Annotated in this window: 19 protein-coding genes and 1 tRNA gene; 12 read left to right on the top strand and 8 right to left on the bottom strand. The window is 29.1% G+C overall.

Annotated features, from left to right (window positions below):
• The first annotated feature begins 35 nt into the window (after window positions 1-35).
• Window positions 36-743, top strand: a complete 708-nt coding sequence (hisA, locus tag ACPB8Q_RS04885; protein WP_423792061.1) for a 1-(5-phosphoribosyl)-5-[(5-phosphoribosylamino)methylideneamino]imidazole-4-carboxamide isomerase — start codon at window positions 36-38, stop codon at window positions 741-743.
• On the opposite strand, the gene ACPB8Q_RS04880 is transcribed toward hisA, so the two are convergent.
• Window positions 727-1,470, bottom strand: a complete 744-nt coding sequence (locus tag ACPB8Q_RS04880) for an ATP-binding protein (RefSeq protein ID WP_423792060.1) — start codon at window positions 1,468-1,470, stop codon at window positions 727-729. The two genes, hisA and ACPB8Q_RS04880, sit on opposite strands and share 17 nt — an antisense overlap.
• Before the next feature lie 13 nt (window positions 1,471-1,483).
• Window positions 1,484-1,633, bottom strand: coding sequence for an anion permease (locus ACPB8Q_RS04875; protein ID WP_423792059.1), 150 nt, complete (start codon window positions 1,631-1,633; stop codon window positions 1,484-1,486).
• Between the two features lie 518 nt (window positions 1,634-2,151).
• Here ACPB8Q_RS04875 and ACPB8Q_RS04870 point away from each other — a divergent pair.
• The 8 genes from ACPB8Q_RS04870 to ACPB8Q_RS04835 all read left to right on the top strand — a co-directional run bounded on the left by ACPB8Q_RS04870 (window position 2,152) and on the right by ACPB8Q_RS04835 (window position 14,808).
• Window positions 2,152-5,463, top strand: coding sequence for a helicase-related protein (locus tag ACPB8Q_RS04870; RefSeq protein WP_423792058.1), 3,312 nt, complete (start codon window positions 2,152-2,154; stop codon window positions 5,461-5,463).
• Window positions 5,463-8,186: a DUF1156 domain-containing protein gene (locus ACPB8Q_RS04865; RefSeq protein WP_423792057.1), complete on the top strand. Its 2,724-nt coding sequence runs from the start codon at window positions 5,463-5,465 to the stop codon at window positions 8,184-8,186. Before ACPB8Q_RS04870 ends, ACPB8Q_RS04865 begins: the two co-directional genes overlap by 1 nt.
• Window positions 8,187-8,209: 23 nt before the next feature.
• Window positions 8,210-8,758 (top strand): hypothetical protein, encoded by a 549-nt coding sequence (locus tag ACPB8Q_RS04860; protein WP_423792056.1) that lies wholly within the window; start codon window positions 8,210-8,212, stop codon window positions 8,756-8,758.
• A 52-nt stretch (window positions 8,759-8,810) separates the two neighbouring features.
• Window positions 8,811-9,818, top strand: coding sequence for an ATP-binding protein (locus ACPB8Q_RS04855; protein ID WP_423792055.1), 1,008 nt, complete (start codon window positions 8,811-8,813; stop codon window positions 9,816-9,818).
• A 14-nt stretch (window positions 9,819-9,832) separates the two neighbouring features.
• A complete protein-coding gene (locus tag ACPB8Q_RS04850) occupies window positions 9,833-10,849 on the top strand; it encodes an ATP-binding protein (protein WP_423792054.1) in 1,017 nt (338 codons plus the stop codon).
• A gap of 29 nt (window positions 10,850-10,878) precedes the next feature.
• Entirely contained in the window at window positions 10,879-13,527 is a 2,649-nt protein-coding gene (locus tag ACPB8Q_RS04845; protein ID WP_423792053.1) for an ATP-binding protein, read from the top strand.
• A gap of 72 nt (window positions 13,528-13,599) precedes the next feature.
• On the top strand, window positions 13,600-14,184 hold the full coding sequence (locus tag ACPB8Q_RS04840) for a SagB/ThcOx family dehydrogenase (protein WP_423792052.1): 585 nt from the start codon (window positions 13,600-13,602) through the stop codon (window positions 14,182-14,184).
• A gap of 21 nt (window positions 14,185-14,205) precedes the next feature.
• Entirely contained in the window at window positions 14,206-14,808 is a 603-nt protein-coding gene (locus ACPB8Q_RS04835) for a class I SAM-dependent methyltransferase (RefSeq protein ID WP_423792051.1), read from the top strand.
• A gap of 61 nt (window positions 14,809-14,869) precedes the next feature.
• Here ACPB8Q_RS04835 and ACPB8Q_RS04830 read toward each other — a convergent pair.
• Window positions 14,870-14,946, bottom strand: a tRNA-Val gene (locus ACPB8Q_RS04830).
• A gap of 154 nt (window positions 14,947-15,100) precedes the next feature.
• Between ACPB8Q_RS04830 and ACPB8Q_RS04825 the strand changes: the two genes are divergently transcribed.
• On the top strand, window positions 15,101-15,793 hold the full coding sequence (locus tag ACPB8Q_RS04825) for a DUF169 domain-containing protein (protein ID WP_423792050.1): 693 nt from the start codon (window positions 15,101-15,103) through the stop codon (window positions 15,791-15,793).
• Here the strand turns inward: ACPB8Q_RS04825 and ACPB8Q_RS04820 are convergent.
• The gene (locus ACPB8Q_RS04820) at window positions 15,790-16,638 is read right to left on the bottom strand and encodes a cation diffusion facilitator family transporter (protein ID WP_423792049.1); all 849 of its coding nucleotides are present in this window, start codon (window positions 16,636-16,638) and stop codon (window positions 15,790-15,792) included. The genes ACPB8Q_RS04825 and ACPB8Q_RS04820 overlap by 4 nt on opposite strands.
• A 1-nt stretch (window position 16,639) precedes the next feature.
• Complete coding sequence (locus tag ACPB8Q_RS04815; RefSeq protein ID WP_423792048.1) at window positions 16,640-17,401, bottom strand: MBL fold metallo-hydrolase; 762 nt, start codon at window positions 17,399-17,401, stop codon at window positions 16,640-16,642.
• Between the two features lie 118 nt (window positions 17,402-17,519).
• Between ACPB8Q_RS04815 and oadA the strand changes: the two genes are divergently transcribed.
• Window positions 17,520-19,223 carry a pyruvate/oxaloacetate carboxyltransferase gene (gene oadA / locus ACPB8Q_RS04810; protein WP_423792047.1) on the top strand — a complete coding sequence of 568 codons (1,704 nt, stop codon included), beginning with the start codon at window positions 17,520-17,522 and terminating at the stop codon, window positions 19,221-19,223.
• Window positions 19,224-19,335: 112 nt separating this feature from the next.
• Entirely contained in the window at window positions 19,336-20,829 is a 1,494-nt protein-coding gene (locus ACPB8Q_RS04805; RefSeq protein ID WP_423792046.1) for an acetyl-CoA carboxylase biotin carboxylase subunit, read from the top strand.
• Here the strand turns inward: ACPB8Q_RS04805 and ACPB8Q_RS04800 are convergent.
• From ACPB8Q_RS04800 to serB, 3 genes are read right to left on the bottom strand one after another with little or no spacing between them, the layout of a single operon-like run.
• Window positions 20,814-21,269, bottom strand: a complete 456-nt coding sequence (locus ACPB8Q_RS04800; protein ID WP_423792045.1) for a phosphopantetheine adenylyltransferase — start codon at window positions 21,267-21,269, stop codon at window positions 20,814-20,816. The two genes, ACPB8Q_RS04805 and ACPB8Q_RS04800, sit on opposite strands and share 16 nt — an antisense overlap.
• Window positions 21,266-22,066, bottom strand: a complete 801-nt coding sequence (gene rsmA, locus ACPB8Q_RS04795; protein WP_423792044.1) for a 16S ribosomal RNA methyltransferase A — start codon at window positions 22,064-22,066, stop codon at window positions 21,266-21,268. The genes ACPB8Q_RS04800 and rsmA overlap by 4 nt, the downstream gene beginning before the upstream one ends.
• Window positions 22,059-22,667: a phosphoserine phosphatase SerB gene (gene serB, locus ACPB8Q_RS04790; RefSeq protein WP_423792043.1), complete on the bottom strand. Its 609-nt coding sequence runs from the start codon at window positions 22,665-22,667 to the stop codon at window positions 22,059-22,061. The genes rsmA and serB overlap by 8 nt, the downstream gene beginning before the upstream one ends.
• Window positions 22,668-22,672 lie beyond the last annotated feature (5 nt).

Raw genomic sequence — 22,672 nt, 5'->3', positions numbered from 1 at the left:
TATTCATTAAAAAATATTTCTAATTGGTGATAATATTGTTAATTATTCCAGCAATTGACATAAAAGACAAAAAATGTGTGCAACTTGTCCAAGGAAATCCAAATAATAAAATTTTAGAGTTGGATAATCCAGTTGAAGTAGCTAAAAAGTTTGTTAATGAAGGGGCTAAGTATTTGCATGTTATTGATTTAGATGGGGCATTAGGAACAGGAGATAACTTAGATATAATTGAGGAAATTGTAAAAAATGTAAATGTCCCTATTGAAGTTGGTGGAGGAATTAGAGATTTAGAAAAAGCTAAAAAACTAATAGATTTAGGTGTTGATAGAGTAATAGTAGGAACAAAAGCTATTTTAAATAAAAAATTTTTGGAAGAGTTGGTAGATGAATTCGGGAAGGATAGAGTTGTTTTAGCTGTTGAATCAAAAAACAATAAGGTTGTTATAAAAGGATGGAAAGAGAAAATAGACAAAAGTCCTTTGGAGATTATAAAAGAGTATGAAGATTTATTAAAATACATTTTATTTACAAATGTAGATACAGAGGGATTGATGAGAGGTATAAACTTAGATGTTATAAAAGATGTTGTAACAAATACAAAACTTAATATTATATATTCAGGAGGTGTATCATCAATAGAAGATATTAAAAATCTTAAAAGAATAGGTGTTTATGGAGTAGTTATTGGTTCAGCAATATATAAAGGAAAAATTAGCTTAAAAGAAGCTATTTCATTGATATAATTTTTTTAGCTATCTCCTTGATTTCATCTATTTCTAAGTCCAAACTATCTCCTTTTAAGCTCTTTTTAACAATTTCTTTGTTATTCTTTAAAATTCCAATAACCTTATCTTTATTTATATTTTCTAAGATTAAATCTATTGTTTCATCATCAACTTTATTTAAAATAAAGAATACTTTTTTATTTAATTTTTCACCTATTTCTTCTATCTTTTTAGATAGTTGTATAGATTCATAAGTAGGGTCTATAATTCCAACTATTATATCACATCCTCCCTCAACACCTCTACCAAAATGTTCTATTCCGGCCTCTGTATCTAAAATAACTATTTCATCATTATCTAACTCTAAAGATTTTAAAAACTCTCTTAACACTACTCCAATAGGACATGCACAACCTTCTCCAAAATCATGGATTTTTCCAATCATTAAGAAGTATATATTACCTTTTTTGGTTATACATTCCTCAGGAAGATTATCTATTTTCAATTTATCAAATATTTTAATATCTTTTTTTCCTTTAATTTTTTTCATAAAGTCCTTTCTACCACCTAAATATTCCAAAAATTCTTTTTTTGGCTTTTCAACTCCTAAAATGTTATGAAGTGTTATGTTAGATTCATCTCCATCAATAACTAAAACTTTTTTATTTTTAGATAGTTCTTTGGCTAACAATGCTGTTATTGTTGATTTACCACATCCACCTTTACCTACAATTGCTATCTTCATAATAAATCCTCCTTTAAATGAATATTTTCCAGTAGTATGTTGCTATAATTGTTGTTAAAATTATTGCTAAAATATTTAAAATGATTCCATATTTAATCATATCTTTTGTTTTTAAAATTCCAGACATAGCAATAGCATTTGGAGGAGTAGCTATTGGCAACATAAATGCATAACTACCACAAATAGTGGCAACTAAAAGTAAATTATAACTTCCTAATTTGTATATAATAGGGTTTAGAATAGTTTGAAGTTACATCATTGATTGGTAGGATTCCTAATAGTGGAAACAGTATAATGGGCAGTAAAGATGTGACTCCTATAGGTAAAGCTTCTAAACTCCACATTAAAACTAAAAAAATTACAACACTAATCAACTTACTTTGTATATCAGGTAAAAACTGTATTGATATAATAATACATACAAATAGATAATATTATTGAGATTATAATTCTCTTCATAAATTATAGTTTATGTGATTAGGTAATTTTAATAGTTTATCCATTTTTTAAATTTAAAAGTTAAAGTATTTAAACTATTAATGAGTAGCTCTTTAAGTGTATATCATAAACCTAAATTTTAGATATTAAAAATTAGAAATTACACAATAAGAACTTTTCTATATAACAATATTGAAACTAAATTAAATATTATTAATTAACAAATTTAGAGTGTGGATTTTTATGATTGAATTAAAGCAAGGAAGTGTTATAAAATCCCCACACTGGCCAGAACCTGTAAGAATATTGGAAATAGAAGATTTTGGAGATTCTATAAGAATTGTTGGGGTTATGACAAAATCTAAAAAATACATTGACAACATAATTCCAAAAGATGATTTAGATAAAATTAAAACCCATGATATTGAGAAACTAAATTTTTCAGAGAATGCTGAAGAGGTTTTTCTTGGATTGGAAGGATATAGATTTAGGTTAGCGTATCTCTTTGACCCATTCTTAGCTACAACAGTCTCAAAAATAGACCCACTACCTCATCAAATTGATGTTGTCTATAACTATATCTTAAAGCTTCCAAGGATTAGGTTTTTGATAGCAGATGACCCAGGAGCTGGGAAAACAATAATGGCTGGATTGGTTATTAAGGAGTTAAAGCTTAGAGGATTAGCAAAAAGAATATTAATTGTAGTTCCAGGGCATTTAAAAGACCAGTGGAGAAGAGAGTTAAAAGAAAAGTTTTCAGAGAATTTTGTAGTTGTTGATAGAAACCTTATAAATAACAACTATGGGGTAAATGTTTGGGAAAAATATAACCAAGTAATAACATCTATGGATTTTGCTAAGCAGGAGGATATATTAGCATCTTTGGGGAGTGTCCATTGGGATTTAGTTGTTGTTGATGAAGCTCATAAAATGTCTGCCTACAAATATGGAGATAAAACTAAAAAAACAGATAGATACAGATTAGGAGAAGTTTTATCAAGAACTTCTGAGCATTTACTATTTTTAACTGCAACACCACACAGAGGAGATGCTGAAAACTTTAGATTATTTTTAGATTTATTATATCCAGGATTTTTCTCATCTGCTGATATGATTGAAGAATCTATTAAAAATAAGGATAATCCATTATTTATAAGAAGATTAAAGGAGGATTTAGTTGATTTTGATGGAAAACCATTGTTTTTGCCAAGACATGTTAAAACTATAAAATTTTCATGCTCAGATGAAGAGATGAGGCTGTATAATGCATTATCTAAGTATGTGATTGAGCAATATAACAAGGCATTAAAAAATGATAAAAAAAAAAATGTGGCTTTTGCTTTATTAATCTTGCAGAGGAGATTTGCTTCAAGTGTCTATGCATTAAGATGCTCATTGGAGAGAAGGAAGAAAAGATTAGAGAAAATTAAGGATTTGACAGATAATAAATTATTATTTAAAGATATTGAGGATATTGATGATTATGATGAGACAGAAAGATGGAAAATTGAAGAGATATGGGAAACTTTAACTGTTTCTGAGAATATTGATGAATTAAAGAAAGAAATTAAATATATAAATAAGTTAATAAAAATGGCTGATGAGATTATAGCATCTGAGAAAGAGACAAAGCTTAGAGAATTAAAAGAATTATTGGAAAAATACCCAAAAGACCATAAAATTCTAATTTTTACAGAATCAAGAGATACTTTGGAGTATTTAGTGGAAAAAATAAAATCATGGGGGCATTCTGTAACATATATACATGGAGGAATGAAACTTGAAGATAGAATCAGGGCTGAGCAGGAGTTTAGAAATGAAGCTCAAATTATGGTAGCTACTGAAGCTGCTGGGGAAGGAATTAATTTACAGTTTTGTAATATTATGATAAACTATGACATTCCTTGGAATCCAAACAGGTTAGAGCAGAGAATGGGTAGAATTCATAGATATGGACAGACAAGAGAGGTTTTTATTTACAATTTGGTTGCAGACAATACAAGAGAGGGAAAGGTTTTATTAAGATTGCTTAATAAATTAGAGGAGATTAGAAAACATTTGGGAGATAAGGTCTTTGATGTCATTGGAGAGATATTTTATGGAAAAAAACTCTATCAACTTGTCCTTGAAGCAGCTGCAAATGCAAGAGATGTTGAGGAGATATTGAAGGAGATTGAGATTGATGTTGATGAAGAATATTTAAGGAGAGTTAAAGAGGCATTGGGAGACAGCTTAGCAATTAGAGAAATTGACTATACAAGAATAAAAGAAATTTCTGAAAAAAGTAAGAGGTATAGATTAGCTCCAGAATATACTGAGGCATTCTTTATCAAAGCATTTAAAAAAGCTGGAGGAAAAATTGTTAAAGTTAAAGATTATTATAGGGTTGATTCAATTCCTTATGAGATTAGAAAGATAGCAAATGAAGAGAAGTTTAAAAACACTTGGGGAGAGTTGGCAAAGAGATATGCAAAAATTACTTTTGATAAAGAAATTGCTATGAAAAATTCAGATGTAGAATATGTTTCCTTTGGGCATCCTTTATTTGAGGCAGTTTTAGAATGGGTTTTAAGGAATTATTTAGATAAATGTAAAGTAGGAGCAGTATTTAAAGATGTTTCTGGAAAATATGATGGAATTATATGGTTTTTTGAAGGAGAAGTTAAAGATGGAACTGGAGAAATTGCTGGAAAAAGATTATTTGCTATATATGATGATGGAAGTAATTTTGAGGAGATAAATCCAGCAATAATCTGGGACTTAGTGCCAACAGATATTAAAGGCATTGAGATTGAGAATATAGAGGAAAGGAAAGAGAAAGCAAGAAAATGTGCAATATCATCATTAATGAAATATAAAAATGATATTCTTAAAGAGAGGGAGAGACAGGCAAATATTAAAAAGAAGTATGGAATTAAATCCTTGGAGAATTTGATATCTGAATTGGATTCAAAAATATTGGAATATTATGAGAAGCAGGAGAGTGAAGGAAAGAAGATGGATTTACCAATTACAATGGCTGAAAGGAAGAAGAAAGAGTATGAAGAAGCTTTAGAAAAATTAAAAGAAGAAATTGAGAGACAGAAAAATTTAACTATTAGCATGCCAGAGTTTGTTGGAGCTATAAGAGTTATATCAGAGAGAAAGATGGTTAGTGATGAAGAAGTTGAGAGAATTGGAATGGAAGTAGCTATGGCATATGAAAAAATGAATGGGAGAAATCCTATTGATGTTTCTTCAAAGAATTTGGGATATGATATCTATTCAGAAGGTAATGGAGAAGTGAGATATATTGAAGTTAAGGCAAGAGCTACAACTGGAGAAGTTGCTTTAACTCCAAATGAATGGTTTATGGCTAAGAGGTTTAAGGATAAATATTGGCTATACATTGTGGAGAATGCTGTGGAAAATCCAACACTCTATACTATAAAAAACCCTGCTGAGAATTTAAAAGCTATTGAAAAAGTTGAAGTAGTTAGGTTTATAATTCCAACCAATGAATGGAAATTTAAAGAAACTCCTAAAAAAGTTAAATTAAATAATGGTGATATTTAATGAAAGAATTTCCAATAAAGAGGGCATTTATTGAGGAAGTGTTTCCAGTTAAGGAAGTTAGTGAGGAATCAGCAAGAGAAAAAAACATTAGACATGGACATATCTCAACTTTACATATATGGTGGGCAAGAAGACCATTAGCATCTTCAAGGACTACAAGTTATGCATCTTTAATTGAATATTCAGAGGAGAAAGAGGATGAAATAAAAGAATTTATAAAAAAATTGGCTAAGTGGGAGAATTCAACAAACTCTAAAATTATAAAAAAAGCAAGAGAAGATATTAAAAAATCTTTGGGATATGTGCCAAGAGTTTTAGACCCATTTTCAGGGGGAGGGGCAATACCTTTAGAGGCTTTGAGGTTGGGATGTGAGGTTTATGCAAATGACTATAATCCAGTAGCTGTTTTGATATTAAAGGCAGTTTTAGAATTTCCACAAAAATATGGAAGAATGAAGAGAAAAAATTCCTTAGGAGCTGAGGAAATTTACAACCCACTACTTGAAGATGTTAAAAAGTGGGGTAATTGGGTTTTAGAGGAAGCAAAGAAAGAGATTGGGAAATTTTATCCAGTTGAAGAAAATGGAGATATTCCAGTTGGATATATTTGGGCAAGAACAGTTCCATGCCAAAACCCATCTTGTAATGCAGAGATTCCACTAATGAGGCAGTTTTGGTTAGCTAAGAAAAAGAATAAAAAAGTTGCATTGTATCCTTATGTTAAAGATGGGGAAGTTAAATTTAAGATTGTTGGAGATGGATATGAGAAGATGCCTAAAAATTTTGACCCATCAAAAGGGACTGTTAGGAGAGCAATAGTTACATGCCCAGTTTGTGGTTCTGTTATTGATGCAAAGACTTTGAGGAATTTGTTTAAAGAAGGAAAGAATAGGGAGAGATTAATAGCAGTGGTTTTACACAATCCAAAAGAGAAAGGTAAAAAATACAGAGTAGCAACTGAAAAAGATTTAGAGATTTTCAAAGATGCAGAGAAGTATTCGGAGAAGAAAAGGGAGGAGTTTATTGATAAGTGGGGATTTGACCCTGTGCCTAATGAGGAAATTCCTATTGTTCATACGATTACACAAAGACCATTTGCTCCACGAGAAAATTATCATATAAAAACATGGGGAGATTTGTTCAATTCAAGGCAAAAATTGGCATTAATTACATTTATGGATAAGATTAAAGAAGCTTATTATAAAATTTTAGATGACTTGAAAGATAGGAAGGATATTGAAGATAAAGAGGATTATGCTAAGGCAGTTGTTACATATTTGGCTTTAGGATTGGATAGAATAATGATTTATTGTTCTAATTTGGGGTATTGGCATGTAACTGGAGAAAAAGCAAGTCCTGCTATGCAGAGACAGGCATTAGGTATGGTATGGGATTATTTTGAGTCCATTCCAATATGTGAATCATTTGGATGGGAATCAAATTTAGATTGGGTAATTAAAGCACTAAAACATTTTTCTCAAATTCCACCAACAGAAAATAATTTCATACCAAAAGTATCCCAAGCATCAGCAACATCTCTTCCATATCCAGATAATTTCTTTGATGCTGTCTTTACAGACCCACCATACTATGATAATGTTCCTTACTCTTATCTCTCTGACTTTTTCTATGTTTGGTTAAAAAGGACCATTGGAGATTTATATCCAGATCTGTTCTCAACCCCACTAACTCCAAAATCTCAAGAAATTGTTGCTTATAAACATGAAGGTTGGACAGTTGAAGATGGCAAAAAATTCTTTGAAGAAAATCTAAAAAAGGCATTTAAAGAAATATATAGAGTTTTAAAGCCAAATGGAATAGCAGTTATTGTCTATGCACATAAAACAACAGAAGGATGGGAAACAGTTATAAATGCTCTCTTAGAATCTGGATTAGTTATAACTGCAAGTTATCCAATACACACAGAAATGAAATCAAGATTAAGAGCAAAAGAATCAGCTGCATTGGCATCATCAATTTACATTGTAGCAAGAAAGATGCAAAAAGAAGAAATTGGTTGGCTAAATGAAGTTAAGGAAGAAATTAAAAAACACTTACACAAAAAACTTGACAAACTCTGGAAGGAAGGAATTGGAGGGGCTGATTTCTTCATCTCTGCAATTGGTTCTGCAATTGAAGTATTTGGAAAATACAACAAAATCATGGACTATGAAGGAAATGAGATAAGGGGAGATAAACTCCTTGAATATGTTAGAGAGATTGTAACTGACTATGCAGTTAAACAAATTATCCACAATGGTTTTGCAGATGAACTATCTCCATTATCAAGATTCTACCTCCTTTACAGATGGAGTTATGGAACATCAAAAGTCATCTTTGATGAGGCAAGGAAATTAGCTCAAAGTGTGGGCTTAAACTTAGAGAAAGAATGGAACAAGGGATTTATAAAGAAAGATAAGGAATATATCTACCTCTTAGGACCTCATGAAAGAAAGTTGGAAGAGTTGAAAGAGCCAAAGGATTTAGTTGATGTTCTCCATAAAGTTTTAAAACTCTGGGAGAAGGGAGATAAAGAAGGAATAATAAAAACTCTCCAAGAGACAAACTACTTAAAAGATAGCTTTTTCAAATTTGCTCAGGCAATATCTGAAACTCTGCCAAAAGATAGCAAAGAGAAAAAACTACTTGATGGATTCTTAGTTGGAAGAGAAAACATTATAAAATCAGCAAAAGAGCAAAGAAGATTGGATGAGTTCTTTTAAATCTTTAAAAATAGGTGTTGTTAATGGAGAAAATGATAGAATTATTAATTGTTGCCATCATTATTCTACCAATTATTATAATTCTTTTATCGTCTTTAAGTCAAATATTAATATCTACTAAATCTCAGCCGTATATTCAACAGATTGAGCAAAAGGATGCTGAAATAAGTGCATTAAAACAACAAATATCACAATTACAACAACAATTGCAAGAATATAAGCAAAAATATGAAAAATTAAGAAGGGAGAATATAACAAAAGCAGACATTGAAGAAATAAAACAATATTGCAATATTACTCAAAACCAAATTAATCTTCTTAACCAAAAGTTTGACATTGTGAATAATAACTTCATTACTGCCTACAATACATATTTGTTTTATTTTAAAATTTCATTTATACTAAACATAGCCCTAACTTTTTACTTGCTTGCAGATTTGATAAGTGCAATCATATTTGATATAAGTATTAATATGATAATCATAAATAAGCTAAAATCCAAAATAACTTTGATAAATCAGAAGTATATGAAAATTCAAATTAAAACTGATGAAAAAATGAAGAAAAATTAGCTTAATTAATTGGAGCATAACCTTTATTTTCCTATGGAGTATGGTGTATAAAATGAAATTTTACAATAGAGAGAAAGAACTCAACTACTTAAAAACATATGTGCAGTTAGAACCAAACGCTATTTTATTTGTTTATGGCCCTAAATCTTCTGGAAAAACAACTGTTATGCTTAGAGTTATTAAAGAGTTAGAAAATAGCAATATAGTATTTTTTTATTATGATTTAAGAAGATATGCCACACCAACAATAGAAGAGTTTTTAGAAATATTTTTTGAAGAGTCAGATAAAAAATATCTTCTAAATAAATTAGAAATTAATCTAAAAATTTTTAAGTTTGGTGTTGAGAAAAAATTTGATTTCAACAATATAAAATTAAATAACATATTTAATAAAATTTATGAAGGAATTGAGGCAGTTATCAAAGATGGAAAGAAACCAATTCTAATAATAGATGAGTTGCAAAAACTAAAAAATATCTACTTTAATGGTGGTAAATCATTATTAAATGAATTATTCAATCTCTTTGTCCATTTAACAAAAGTTAGACATCTATGCCATGTTATTTGTTTAACCTCTGACACATTATTTATTGAGGAAATATATAGAAACTCAACATTAAAAAATGCTTCTGAATATTATTTAATTGATTGGTTAGAAAAAGAAACAATAAAGAAGATATTAAAAGAAGAGGGTTTTAGTGAGGAAGAAGTTAATTATGCTTCAAACTATCTCTCTTTACCTTATGAAATCACCCAATTAATAAATAATAAAAAACTTGGCTTGTCGGTAGAAGAAACAATAAAGCAGTGGATAAATATTGAGAAAGATGGATTGATGTATTTATTAAAGTCAAATAAAGATAGAAAAGAGAATTTATTAAAAATATTAAGTAAATTTAACAATAAGATAAAAGTAAGTATTGATAATTTTGAAGATGAAATTTTTGATGACGTTAAATTCCTAATAGAGAATGAGATTTTATTTTATGATGTTATAAATGGAATAATCAAGCCTACATCAATAATAGAGTGGTGGGCTATTAAAGAGGTTTTAAAATAAATTTGGTGTATAAAATGAAATTCCATAATAGAGAGAAAGAACTTAAATATTTAAAGACTTATGTGCAGTTAGAACCAAACTCTATATTATTTATTTATGGTCCAAAGTCATCTGGAAAATCAACAGTAATGAGAAGAGTTATTAAAGAATTGGAAAACAGTAATATAGTGTTTTTCTATTATAACCTAAGGAAATATGCCACTCCTACAAAAGATGAATTTTTAAGAGTATTTTTTGAAAAGTCAGATAAAAAATATCTTCTAAATAAATTAGAGATTAATTTAGGAGTGTTTAAATTTGGAGTTGAGGAAAATTTTGATTTTAACAATTTGTCTTTGAATGATGTTTTTGCTAAGATAAATGAATCAATAAATGCTGTTATTCAAGAAGGAAAAAAACCTGTCTTAATTATAGATGAACTTCAAAAACTAAAAAATATCTACTTTAATGGAAATAAATCATTATTGAATGAATTATTTAACCTCTTTGTTTCTCTAACTAAAATGGAGCATCTATGCCACGTTATTTGTTTAACATCAGATACATTATTTATTGAGGAAATTTATAGAAATTCAACATTAAAAAATGCCTCAGAATATTATTTAATTGATTGGTTAGAGAAAGAAACAATAAAGAAGATTTTAAAAGAAGAGGGTTTTAGTGAGGATGAACTAAATTATGCCTCAAATTATCTCTCTTTACCTTATGAAATCTCTCAGCTGATAAATAACAAAAAACTTGGCTTATCTGTTAAAGAAACAATAAAGCAGTGGATTAATATTGAGAAAGATGGATTAATGTTTTTAATTGCAAATATGCCAGATGAATTAGATGAAAATAAAATATATGAAATTTTAAATAAATTTAGAGATAAAATTAAAGTTGAGGACTATGAAATTATTAAAAGAGAGTTAATTAAAGAATTTAAATTTTTAGTGGAAAATGAAATTTTGTTTTATGATGTTGTTAATGGTATAATCAAACCTACCTCAATAATTGAGTGGCATGCTATTAAAGAGGTTTTGAGATAAATTTAAAAATATAGGAAGGGGGAAAAATTATGAAACCATTTCACTTAGTTGCAGTACCTCATAGGGATATATTAGAAGGAAGATTAACAATGGATGTATTTGCTGCAGATTTATGGGAAGTTTATAAAAATAGAGCACCTGATGACTACAAAGACCCAGAACTATTCTTTAAAAAAACTTACTTAACTTCAGGATTAAAATCTTTAATAAAAATTGCTTCAAAAAGATTAAAAGGAGAGGGAGGAGACTCAATAATCCAAATACAAACTCCATTTGGTGGAGGGAAGACACATTCATTAATCACTCTTTATCACACATTTAAAAATCCAGAAATTGCTAAAAAATATGTAGAAGGAATAGAACCAATAAAGGCAAAGGTTGTTACAATTGTTGGGACAGCAATAACCCCAGAAGAAAAAGATGGTAAGATAATAGGAACCTTATGGGGAGAGATTGAGAAACAGCTTGAAGGAGAGATAAAAACTCTTAGCTCTCCAATTTCTCCAGGTAGGGAGAAGTTAAGGGCACTGTTAGAGAAGCATGAACCAGTTTTAATTTTAATGGATGAAGTTTTAGAGTATGTAGTAAAAGCAAGAGGTGTTAAAGTAGGAGAATCAAACTTAGCATCTCAAACAATTGCATTTCTTCAAGAATTATCTGAAACTGTCAAATCTTTAAATAACACTCTTCTTGTTATAACATTGCCAGCAAGTATTATTGAATATGCAGATGAAGAAGTAGCAGAGGAGTTATTAACAAGACTACAACAGGTTATTGGAAGAGTTGAAAAAATTTACACTCCTGTAGTTGGAGAGGAAATTTATGAAATTATAAGAAAAAGATTATTCCAAAGAATTGATGAGGAAGAAGTAAAAAATATTGTAGATGAATTTATTGACTACTATGAAAGAGAAGGTATTTTAATAAACAATAAATCTCAATATAGAGAAAAAATGATAAAAAGCTATCCATTCCATCCTGAAGTTGTTGATGTATTACATTATAGATGGGGTAGTATTCCAACATTCCAAAGAACAAGAGGTGTTTTAAGAATTCTCTCCCTTGTTACATATAAATTAAAAGATTCATCAATTCCATTAATAAGACCTTGTGACTTTGACCTAAGCTTTGGAGAGTTGGCAGAGGAACTAATTAAGCACATTGGAAAAGAATATGAAAGTGTCTTATCAGCAGATATAACAGCAAATAACTCAAATGCTAAGAAAGTAGATAAACTCCTTGGAGACACATATAAGGGCTTAAAGCTTGGAACTAAAGTAGCAACTACCATCTTTCTCTACTCATTTTCAGGAGGAGAAATTAAAGGTATAACTCTTGGGGAGCTAAAACTAACATGCTCAGACCCTACTATACCATCAACAGTTATCTCAGAAGTAGTTAGTAATCTTGAAGATAATCTTTATTACTTATGGAAAGATGAAAAAAGATATTTCTTTAAAAATCAGCCAAATCTGAACAGAACTATAATTACAAAAATGGCTGAGATTGAAAATGAAGTTATAGAGGAAGAAATTAAAACTCTCCTAAAAAAATACCTTGGTAAAAAGCTCAAAACCTACATATATCCAAGAACATCAAAAGATATTCCAGACTCTGAGGAATTAAAACTTATAGTTCTACCAACAAATGATAAAGAATTTATTAATGAAATAATTCAAAATTACGGAGATAATCCAAGAGTTTATAAAAATACTCTTATTTTCTTATGTCCTCTGGAATCTGAAAGACACAACTTTGAAAAATTTTTAAGAGAGAAGTTAGCATGGGAGAGTATTAAAAAAGATAAATACATAGTTCTAACTGAACAGCAGAAAAAAGATGTTGAAGAGAAAATTAAAAAACTAATTAAAGATGAAAGAGATAAACTTAGATATTTCTATAGAATAATCTACCTCCCAGGAAAAGATGGAATAAAAGAGATAGACCTTGGTATTCCTACCTATGGTGTTAAAAAAACAATAACAGAGGAGATATTTGATAAATTAAAAGAAGAAAAGGAAATTATAGAAAAATTATCCCCAATTTTAATATTACATAAATATCTTACAAATAAAGATTATCTTCCAATAAAACAACTTTACAAAGCCCTTTTAACAACACCAGGAGAACCAAGAATATCCAAAAATAACTTTATAAAGTCTATTGAAGATGGTGTAAAAAATGGTTTCTTTGGCTTTGGAATTTTAAAAAATGGAAAAATTGAATGTATTACAATAAATACAACACCTAAGATAGAGTTTGAAGATTATGAAATCATAATAAAAAAAGAATTATGTGAAAAGAAAGAATCTCAAGACAAAACTCCTAAAGAAGAAAAACTTGAAACAACAGATATAAAAATTATAGAAACAAAAACAGAAGAAAAGAAAGAAGAAATTAAACAAAAGATTGAAGATAATAAAAAAACTCAGGAGATTCCTAATTATATAGAACCAACAATAAATGAACTAACTCTTGAAGTAAAAATTCCAAGAGGAAAGTTATCTGATTTTTACAGGTATATTATGAGAACCTTAGAAAATACCTTTGAAAATATAGAGATAATAATTGAAATAAAAGCTACTAATGGTAAGCTGAAAAAATCTGATTATGAGTTAAAAATAAAAGAAACTCTCAGCCAAATAAATGCACAAGTATTAAAAGAAGATACAAAATGAAAAGTATATAAACAATACAAATATAAACAAATTATTATTTGTAATTTTATTCTTTGATATTTAGGTGAAAATATGAAAATTGAACTTCCAGAAGTTCATGAGATAGATTTAGTAAAAGTAATGTATGAAAGAAGGTCTGTAAGAGAGTTTTTAGGAGAGCCATTAACTCTCCATGAACTTTCCTATTTGTTATTTGCAGCTTATGGAGTAACTGATGAGAGAGGTTTCAAAACTGTTCCTTCTGCTGGTGCAACATATCCATTGGAGATTTATATAAATGTTAAAGATGTTATAGGATTAGATGAAGGAATTTATAAATATATCCCTGAAGAGCATGCTTTATTATGGTTATCTGAGGAAGAACATAGTAAGGAGTTGGCTCTTGCAGCTTTACATCAGATGTTTATTGCAGTTGCTCCAATAACAATAATTATTGCAGCAGATTTTTATAGAACTGTTAGTGTTTATGGTGAAAGAGGTTATAGATATGTGTATATGGAAGTTGGACACTCTGCTCAAAATATCTATTTAATGGCTACAAGATTGAACTTAGGAACAGTTTCAGTTGGAGCTTTTTATGATGATGAAGTAAAAAGAATATTAAATATTGAAGAAGAACCTTTATTATTAATGCCAGTAGGTAGAAAAAAAGAATAATAATATTTTTTGTGAGGAATTATGCATTATTTTTCAAAAAATCCATCTTCAAAATCAAATATAAAAATTATTGAAGATATTTTGAGAGGAAAGAAATTTAAGTTTAAAACAGATAGTGGAGTATTTTCTTATGGAAAGATAGATAAAGGAACTAAATTGTTGGTTGAGACTGTTGAAGTAAAAGAGGATGATGATATTTTAGATTTGGGTTGTGGTTATGGAGTTATTGGAATAGCTTTGGCTGATGAAGTAAATTCAGTATTGATGGTTGATATTAACAAAAGAGCTCTAAAATTAGCTAAGGAAAATATTAAGCTAAATAATATAAGAAATGAAAATGTTGAAGTAAAATATTCTGATTTATTTGAAAATATTAAAGATAAAAAATTTGATAAGATTATAACTAATCCTCCAATAAGAGCTGGAAAAGAAGTTTTACACAAATTAGTTGATGAAGCTAAAAAATATTTAAAGGATAATGGAGAGTTATGGTTAGTTATTCAAACTAAGCAAGGTGCAAAATCTTTAGCTAATTATATAGAAAATGTATTTGGAAATGTAGAAACTGTAAAAATAAAAGGAGGATATAGAATATTAAGAGCAATACGAAAAAATAATGAATAATATAGATACAACAAAAAAATAACGATAAAAAGATTAATCAAATAATCAAATAATACGAAAATGGTGGGCTCGGGGAGATTCGAACTCCCGACCACCGCCGTGTCAGGGCGGCATCATAGCCAGCTAGACCACGAGCCCACGACTATAAAAGAGCCATAACGACGCGTAATAAATATTATCAAAACAAGTATATAAATTTTATGGTTTAAATTAAATAGAAAATTTTATATATCAATTGGGATAGATAGTCTTATGTTCATAAGTTATACACAACAATTAACAGGTGATACTGATGGAAATAAATGAAATAAGAGAATTAGCAAAAAAAGTTATGGAATTGTTAGATTTAGATACTCCATTAGTAGGAGTAAAATTAGCTAAAAATAAAGATGAAATACCTTCTGGATACAATGAAATAGAAGAGGAGAAAAGACACTGTGAAATGATACAAATAGCAAGATTAGAAAGAAAAAAATTCTATGCAACAGTTGAGAAACATCTATGTAAAGGAGGAGCTTATGCCTTAGGTATATTTAGAAATCCTCCAGAACCATTAGCAACTGGAAAATTGTATGTTAAATTAGGAAACTACAAAGATGAAGAAGTAGCTAAAAAAGTAGTTGAAGCAATTCCAAAAGTTGAAGAAGAAATATATGCAACAGTATATGCTCCATTGGATGATATTGACTTTGTTCCAGATTCAGTATTATTTATAGGTGTTCCTAAAAAAGCATTAAGATTAGTCCAAGCTATACTCTACCATCAAGGAGTTAGATTCCAGGCAGATTTTGCAGGAATACAGTCCTTATGTGCTGATGCAGTTGCAGGAGTATATACAAGAAAAGCTCCAAATATGACATTGGGATGTAATGGTTCAAGAAAATATGCAAAAATAAAAGATGAAGAACTAATTTTGGCATTCCCTGTTAGTAAGTTAAAGGATATTGTTGAGGCATTAGAACACTTTAAAAAAGTTTGGGGCTAAATAGGGTCTAAATGCACATATGCTCTTTTAATACCTTTAATATTTTCAATCTCTTTTGTTATTTTTGTCTCTAAATCATGCAGTTCTTTTGCACTTAAATCTTTATCAACCTCAACATGTATCTCTACAAATATATCAGGGCCAACATAATGAGCTTTTAAGTCATGATAACCTTTTACTCCATCTATTTTTAAAACTGTTTCTTTTATTTTATTCAATATTTCATTTGAAGGAGATTTTCCTGTAAGTTTGTCTATACTATCTTTACATATATCAATAGCTGCTTTAGCTACCATTAAAGATACAATAACCCCTGCTAATCCATCACCATATATAAATCCAAATTTTTCTAAAATTAACCCAACTAAAACAACTATTGTACTTAGAACATCACTTCTATGGTGATATGCATCAGCTATTAAAATAGAGTTGTTGTATTTCCTACCTATATATAGTGAGTATTGTGTCATTAGTTCTTTGATAATTATAGACAAGATAGCAACTCCAAGAACTATGGCATTAACCTCCACAGTCCCAATATTTATAATTTTATCAATAGACATCTTTAATAGTTCAAATCCAGTTAATAACAAAGCTAATCCAATAATTAATGAAAATAGTGTCTCAAATCTACTATGTCCATAAGGATGGTTTTCATCTTCTGGCATCTGTGAGATTTTTATTCCATAATATCCAATAATACTGGTTATTACATCAGATAAAGAATGAAATCCGTCAGATATCAAAGATATACTATTATATATATATCCTACAAAAATTTTGATAACTGAAAGAACAATATTTCCAAAAATACTTACAATTAATGGCTTTTTTAGTTCTTCCATATTAACCCTCTAACTTTAATATCTTACCACTATATCCTAAAACAAAATTCTTTAAGTTTGATAACTTGGATATTGCATAAAAACCAGTACAATGGAGAGGCATAAAATTAAAATCTTGATGTTTTAGATAGTTATAAACTAAATCTAAATAATTATCTGATGAATTTATCAAATGGAAACCTCCTACAACAAATTTAATATCTCCAAATTGTTTAGCAGTTTCAATAACATTTATAATTCCAGAATGAGAACATCCTGTTAATAAAACTCCTCTATAATAGAGGGCTATCTCATCTAACACTAAGTCAATATTTCCATCTTTATCAACAAAATTCTCTGGCTCATAACAGAACTCTCTTTCATTTATCTTAAATATATAAAAATCATTATCTATTTTAATATGATTGTCTATAAATATAGCTTCTTTTTTTAAAAACTCTTTTATCTCATTGGCTATTCCAATATATTTTCCATTATAAAATCTATCTATTAAACTACCCTCACCAACAAATATTTTGTTATATAACTTCTCTCTAATAATATATTTTAAACCATTACAATGGTCATAGTGCCCATGAGATAAAACAATATAATCAAATTTTTTATTTTCACCTAACATCTTTAAATTATTCTCTAAAACTTCTGCACTTTTTCCAGTGTCAAATAAAATTTTATATTTGTCATCTTCCAAAATTATAGATAAACCATGCTCCCCTATTAATCCTGTATAGGTTATATTATCTACAACAATTTTTATATTCAATATATCACCATTTTATCACATATGTGAAAAATTAGATAATAACTTATATATAATATTTACTACAAAAATTTTAACAATATCTCTTTTTGTTGATTTAAGAAAATTAGTAGGGGATAGTATGGTTAAAATAACAGATGTTACATTTAGGGATGCTCAACAGTCATTAATGGCTACAAGGTTAAGAACAGAAGATATGTTACCTATTGCAGAGAAAATGGATGAAGTAGGTTTTTACTCTATGGAAGTTTGGGGTGGTGCTACTTTTGATGTCTGTATAAGATACTTAAATGAAGACCCATGGGAAAGGTTAAGGGCATTAAAATCAAAAATTAAAGAAACACCTTTGGAGATGCTTTTAAGAGGACAAAATTTAGTTGGATATAGGCACTATCCTGATGATATAGTTGAAAAATTTATAGAAAAAGCTGTGGAGAATGGAATAGACATATTTAGGATTTTTGATGCATTAAATGATATTAGAAATATGGAAACAGCTATAAAAACTGCTAAAAAATTAGGTGCAGAAGTTCATGGATGTATATGTTATACCATAAGTCCTGTCCATACAGTTGAGAAGTTTGTAGAATTTGCAAAAGAATTGGCTAATTTAGAAGTTGATGTAATTGATATTAAAGATATGGCAGGATTATTAACTCCTTATGAAACAGAAAAATTAATTAAAGCTTTAAAGAAAGAAGTTGGACTTCCTATTAAGTTCCATAGCCATTGCACATGTGGATTAGCTCCACTTTCATTAATGAAAGCAATTGAATCAGGAGTAGATATTGTTCATACAGCTATATCTCCTCTATCTATGGGAACATCTCACTTCCCAACTGAGAGTTTAGTTGCAGCTTTAAAAGGAACTAAGTATGATACTAACTTAGATTTAGATTTACTTTTAGAAATTAGAGACTATTTCTTAAAAATTAGAGAGAAATATAAAGCTCTTATTCCAGACCATGCACTTATTCCAGATGCTAAAGCTCTCTACTACCAAATTCCAGGAGGTATGCTCACAAATCTAATCTCACAACTAAAAGAGCAAGGAGCTTTAGATAAATTAAATGAAGTTTTAGAAGAAGTTCCAAGAGTAAGAAAAGATTTAGGATATCCACCATTAGTAACCCCTATCTCTCAAATTGTTGGAACTCAGGCAGTAATGAATGTATTAACTGGGGAAAGATATAAGATTATAACTAATGAAGTAGCTCAGTATGTTAAAGGATTATATGGAAAACCACCAGCTCCAATAAGTAAGGAGTTGTTAAAAAGAGTTTTAGATGAAGATGAAAAACCAATTACTTGCAGACCAGCAGATTTATTAGAACCAGAATGGGAAAAAGTTAAAGAAGAGGCTGAAAAATTAGGAATTGTTAAGAAAGAGGAAGATATATTAACTTATGCATTGTTCCCACAAATAGCTGTTAAGTTTTTAAGAGGAGAATTAAAAGCTGAGCCTATACCTCAACCTAAGAAAATAGAGAAGATTTTAGATATTCCAACAGAGTATATTGTTGAAGTAGATGGAGAAAGATTTGAAGTTAAAATAGAGCCAAAAATAGGAACAGAATTGAAGAGAAAGAGAGAGGTAATTAAAGCAGATATTGAAGGAGCTGTTACATCTCCTGTTAAAGGTATGATAACTAAAATTAAAGTTAAAGAAGGAGATACAGTTAAAAAAGGAGATATTATAGCTATTGTAGAAGCTATGAAAATGGAGCATCCAATTGAAAGCCCAAGAGATGGTATAGTAGAAAAAATATTAATTGAGGAAGGAGAAACTGTGAATATTGGAGATGTTATTATGATTATTAAATAATTAATTTAATTTTTTATGTAAATATAAAAATTTTTGAAATTTTATTTTTAAGTCCAATTGAAGAACTTTGATTTTTATACAGAATTTATTGAATGATAGATGGTGAATATTTATGTTTGAAAAAGTTTTAATTGCAAATAGGGGAGAAATAGCAATAAGGGTTGTAAGAGCTTGCTGGGAGTTGGGGATTAAGACAGTAGCAGTTTATTCTGAAGCAGATAGAAAATCTTTACATGTTTCTTTGGCAGATGAAGCTTATTGTATTGGAGAAGCTCCTGCTATTAAGAGTTATTTAAATATGGAAGCTATTTTAAATGTTGCTGAAAAAGCTGGTGTAGATGCTATACATCCTGGATATGGTTTTTTAGCTGAAAATGCTAAGTTTGCAAGAGAAGTGGTGAAAAGAGGTTTTACCTGGATTGGGCCACATCCAGATGCAATTGAAGCTATGGGAAGTAAGATAAATGCTAAGAAGATTATGCAAAAGGCAGGAGTTCCAACAATTCCAGGTAGTGATGGGGCTGTGGAGAATGTAGATGAGGCAATTGAAATAGCTGAACAAATAGGTTTTCCTGTTGCTGTTAAAGCATCTGCTGGTGGAGGTGGGATTGGTATAAGTATTGCTCACAACAAGGAAGAGTTAATGGAGGTTATAGAATCTGCAAGGACATTAGCTAAAAATGCATTTGGAGACCCAACAATATTTATTGAGAAATATTTAGACAATCCAAGACATATAGAGATTCAAATCTTAGCTGATAAATATGGAAATATTGTCCATTTAGGAGAAAGAGAATGTTCTATACAAAGAAGAAGACAGAAATTAATTGAAGAAGCCCCATCTCCAATAATTGATGAAGAAATGAGAGAAATAATGGGAGAAGCTGCTAAGAAAGGGGCTAAAGCAATTGATTATGATAGTGTAGGAACTATGGAATTTCTATACCAAGATGGTAAATTCTATTTTTTAGAGATGAATACAAGAATTCAAGTTGAGCACACAGTAACAGAACAAATAACTGGAATTGATTTAGTTAAGGCAATGATAAAAGTGGCTGATGGAGAAAAATTAACATTAAAACAAGATGATATAGAATTTAGAGGGCATGCAATACAATGTAGGATAAATGCAGAAGACCCATTAAATGACTTTGTTCCTTCACCAGGAAAGATTAGGTTATATAGGTCTCCAGGAGGGCCAGGAGTTAGAATTGATAGTGGAGCTCATGGAGGTGTTGAGATACCACCATACTATGATTCTTTAATAGCCAAGCTAATAACCTATGGGAGAGATAGAGAAGAGGCAATAGCAAGGATGAGAAGGGCATTAAAAGAGTATGTTATAATTGGAGTAAAAACAAATATTCCATTACATAGAGCAATTATGGAAGAAGAGGACTTTATAAAAGGTAATTTATCTACTCACTATATAGAAAAACATAAATCTGTATTGATGCCAAAGGTCAAAAAATATGTTGCTGAAACTGTAGATATGTATAAAGTTCTATCTGACAAAGTATTTGAAAGAAAAAAGGAAGTTGTTGCTGCTGTTAGTGGTTTAAGTATGTATATAAGTGAAATTATGAAGGATTATAAAGGAGAATAAACTTTTCCATTCCTATCTATCTCTTTTTTTCTTATTCTTGTAGATGATATAGGTTTTCCATTTTCAGCTAATATATAATCAAAAATAACAATTTTTAAAGGTTTTAGTCCTTTTTTTATCCTTAATTCATTAATTTTTTTAGCATTTTTTAGTGTTTCTTCTGTCACTACAATTATATCATAGTTCTTATTCTCAACAGTATCTCCAAAAGGATTATCAATAATTTTTATTTCATAGTTTATATTTTCACTATCTAAAAATTTTTTAAGATTTTTTACTCTTATTGTGAGAGGTTCAATTTCATGTTTTTTGTATGTTTTAGCAAATTCATCAGATGTTATTCCTACAACCAATTTTTTTCCTAATTTTGAGGCAAATTTTAATAGTTCTTTATGTCCTTTATGGAGTTTATCAAATGTCCCACCAACTACAACAATCATTCTATATACCTACTTAACTTGTTAGAAATCTCAATAAGTTCAGGAGCAGAATAACAAAAAACTTTCTTTGATAAATCAACATTCTCCTCTTTTATAAATTTTTCTAATATCTCTCTTATTTCACTTTTTTCTAATCCAAACTCTTTGGATGAGTCAATTAAACTTTTTCTTAGTGATTTGTTTCTATGTTGAAAAATAGCTCTTAAAAATTTTTTGAAAAATTCTTTATTCTCTATTTTATACTTTTCTCTTGGAGTTATTTTTACTAATGCTGATGATACTTTTGGTTTTGGATAGAATGCTGATGGAGGAACTTTACATAATAATTCTACATCAGCAAGAGATTGCACAGCAACAGTTAATCTTCCATAGTCTTTTGTTCCTTCTTTTGCAACCATTCTATTTGCAAACTCTAATTGATACATTAAAACAGCTAAATCAAAACCTCTATCTAACAATTTAAAAGTTATTGGAGAAGAAATTTGATATGGTAAGTTAGCAACAACTTTATTAAAATCTAATTTATTTAAATTTACTTTAAGAGCATCATTCCAAATTATCTCAATATTGCTATATCTTTCTTTTAGATTATTTGCATATCTCTCTAAAGATTTATCCAATTCAATAACATAAACTTTTTTTGCTCTTTTAGCAAGTTCTTCTGTTAAAATTCCCTTTCCCAAACCTATTTCTAAAACAACATCTTTATCTGTTATATTAGCAGATTCAACTGCTTTATATACAAAATTTTTATCTTTTAAAAAACACTGCCCTAACTTTTTTTTATGTTTAAACATACTTTAAAATCTCCCTCAAATCTCTATTTTCAATAATTATGTCTGCTTCCTTCTTTAATATAGGTTTTGCACAAAAAGCTATCCTCAATCCAGCTTTTTTAAACATGCTTAAATCATTAGCTCCATCACCAACAACAACAATGTTATCTTTATCTATTTTCTCTTTTTTCATAAGTTTATCTATAATTTTCCCTTTGTCAATAACTTTCTCTTTTACTCCAACAACTTTATTGTCTTTTAAAATTAGTTCATTTGCTATAATATAGTCAATTCCTAAATCTTTAAATTTTTTTATTGCAATATCAAAACCACCACTAACAACAGCTACAATATAACCTCTTTTTTTTAATTCCTTTATTGCATCTTCTGCTCCTTTTGTTAGTGTTATCCTACTTATTGCTCTATTAACTTTCTCCAAATCTAACCCTTTTATTAGTTCAACTCTCTTAATTAAAGAATCTCTATAATCTATCTTTCCATTCATAGCCAACTTAGTTATCTCTTTAATTTCCTTCTCTTTATTTGCCTCTTTAGCTAATTCATCTATTGTCTCATTATTAACCAATGTACTGTCAAAGTCAATAACTATCAACTTCTTCATTTATC

The organism is Methanocaldococcus indicus, assembly GCF_049554935.1.
Classification (GTDB): Archaea; AGJL01; Methanococci; order Methanococcales; family Methanocaldococcaceae; genus Methanocaldococcus; species Methanocaldococcus indicus.
Note: the sequence above shows the minus strand (reverse complement) of the source record. Positions and strands in the feature narration are given on the sequence as shown.